2 protein-coding genes and 1 tRNA gene are annotated in these 2068 nt (G+C 69.4%); 1 reads left to right on the forward strand and 2 read right to left on the reverse strand.

What is annotated here, in order from left to right; all coding sequences use genetic code 11:
- Positions 1 to 111: 111 nt before the first annotated feature.
- Together ACWGID_RS29225 and ACWGID_RS29230 are read right to left on the reverse strand one after the other, a co-directional pair.
- Positions 112 to 696: a hypothetical protein gene (locus ACWGID_RS29225; RefSeq protein WP_452201893.1), complete on the reverse strand. Its 585-nt coding sequence runs from the start codon at positions 694 to 696 to the stop codon at positions 112 to 114.
- A 118-nt stretch (positions 697 to 814) separates the two neighbouring features.
- Positions 815 to 1780: an N-acetyltransferase family protein gene (locus ACWGID_RS29230; RefSeq protein ID WP_452201895.1), complete on the reverse strand. Its 966-nt coding sequence runs from the start codon at positions 1778 to 1780 to the stop codon at positions 815 to 817.
- 104 nt (positions 1781 to 1884) lie between these two features.
- On the opposite strand from ACWGID_RS29230, the gene ACWGID_RS29235 reads away from it, so the two are divergent.
- Positions 1885 to 1958 (forward strand) — tRNA-Met (locus ACWGID_RS29235).
- Positions 1959 to 2068 lie beyond the last annotated feature (110 nt).

The raw sequence follows: 2068 nt of genomic DNA on the forward strand, positions 1-2068 counted from the left end.
GGCGCCCCCCCCCGCGCCGCGCGGCCCCCCCCCGGGCCCCCCCCCCCCCCCCCCCGCGCCCCCCCCCCCCCCCGTTCGGTTGCGGCCGCCAGCTCCTGGTTGCCTACGGCATCAGGTGTTGCTCTCCGGATGGAACCCGGCCGCGGTGTCGAGCACGTCCTCGTCGGTGAAGCGGTCGTGGTCGATCGTCACCTCGGCCGCGACGCCCGGCTCGATGAAGTAGAACACCTCGTCGCCGGCGAACAGACCGTCGTACCCACCGACCTTCACCGGGGTGAGCTGCCAGGAGCCCGGCTCCTTCTCCTCGTACTCGACGAGGAAGTCCTTCACGGCTTCGAGGTCGGTGAGTTTCTCGCCGCGCAGCGTCTTCAGCGTCAGGTCGACCTTGAACGCGCCCTCGTCGTCGGGCCCGGTCTCCCAGACCCGGCTCTTGAAGGACACGTCCTCCCATTCGTACTCGAAGTCGCTCGGTGTGCCGATGCCGTCGGGAAGGTTCTCGATCACGAAGCCGTCCAAGGTGTCAGCCCTCTGCTCGGTCGATGGAGGTGCGGCGGAGTACGTCGCCGACGGTGCGAACTCGGTTGCTGAGGCAGGGACGGTCGTCGAGAGCCCTAGTGCGGCCAGGACGACTGCGCTCCCGATCACGATACGACGGGTGGACGGCACGACTCGGGAACGAAGCGTTGAACGCGACATGGCTCCTCCTGGGTACGGCGGCGTCTCGCCCGCTGCGAGACGCCTTTCGTGCCCAAGAAGGTGCAGTGATCACCCCTCGTCCGGACGGGTGATTTCGAAACTGTGGACAACCGGCCCGTCAGTACCCGATCAGCCGGTGCAACCGGTGGAACGTCTGCCGGAACCCGAGCCGCGGCCAGGCCCGCGACGACAGCAGGTTCGTCACCCGCCAGTCCGTCACGACCGACGTGTAGCCGGTCTCGGCCGACCACTGCAGCACAGCCTCGCCGAGCGCGCGTCCGGCGCCCAGCCCACGAGCCGGCGGCAGTACGGCAGCGAACCCGAGGAAACCGGCGTTGTCCGGCTTGGCGAGCCCGCTGTGCGAACTCGACTTGTCCAGCGAACATCCGACTGACGACCCGATCACCTGACCGTTGTAATCGGCAACGAACGTCGCGAAGTCGGGGTCGTCGATCGACTCCTCCCAGTCCGCCAGCGCTTCCTCGAGGGTGGGCAGTTCACCGGCCGAGAACACCGGCGAGAGTGCTTGATGCCGAGGCAGTGCGAGGTCGAGCTCCGCGAGTACCGGGATGTCCCCGCGCGCGGCACGGCGTACGACGAGATCGCGGGACGGCGGGATCGGCGCGTCGGGCACTGGACGGACCGCGTGCGCGTGCTGCGAGCCGAGCCCGAGGCGGAACCAGGCGTCGATCAGTTCGGGATCGTCGGGCACCAGCACGTAGTGCGCGGTCCGGCCGTCGTCGACCCACCTGGCCGCGGCGGCGCCGTACAGGTCGCGGATGTGTTCCGGCTCACGTACGGCGTGACCGGCGGACTCGACCCAGATGTTCGGGCCCCAGATCGAGGACGGTTTGGGAGCGGCCAGGATGTAGCCGGTGATCTCGTCACCCTCGACGAGCACCGCGCCGGACGCGCCCTCGCTCTCCCAGGCGGCTGTCACTTCGACGAGCGCGAGTCGAGCGTCCTCGTAGTCCGCAGGAAGCAGGGGATGCCGCTTGCGATGTTCCTGATGCCGCTCGGCGAGCAGACCGGCCGCGGCCGGCAGATCCGCCTCCTCGAACGGCCGGATGACGTGTCGGGACATACCCGGACGGTACGCCGCGGAGCGCCCGGCGAACACGGGTTTTGACCGCACCGGGAGCCGATTTGGTTGCACGGCCGAGATCCTCTAAACTAAAGACACAACGACGCGGGGTGGAGCAGCTCGGTAGCTCGCTGGGCTCATAACCCAGAGGTCGCAGGTTCAAATCCTGCCCCCGCTACGGAAGAGGGGCCCGGCCACACCCGGCCGGGCGGGGGGTGGGTGAAATGGGGGGGGGCGGGGGGGGTGAGCGGGTGGGGGACCGGCGAAACCACCCCCCCAGGGGCGCAC

It is taken from the genome of Kribbella sp. NPDC054772 (genome assembly GCF_053611945.1).

Coding starts and splice junctions, on each gene's coding strand:
- ACWGID_RS29225 (WP_452201893.1), bottom strand. CDS start 696: ATGTCGCGTTCAACGCTTCGTTCCCGAGTCGTGCCGTCCACCCGTCGT.
- ACWGID_RS29230 (WP_452201895.1), bottom strand. CDS start 1,780: ATGTCCCGACACGTCATCCGGCCGTTCGAGGAGGCGGATCTGCCGGCC.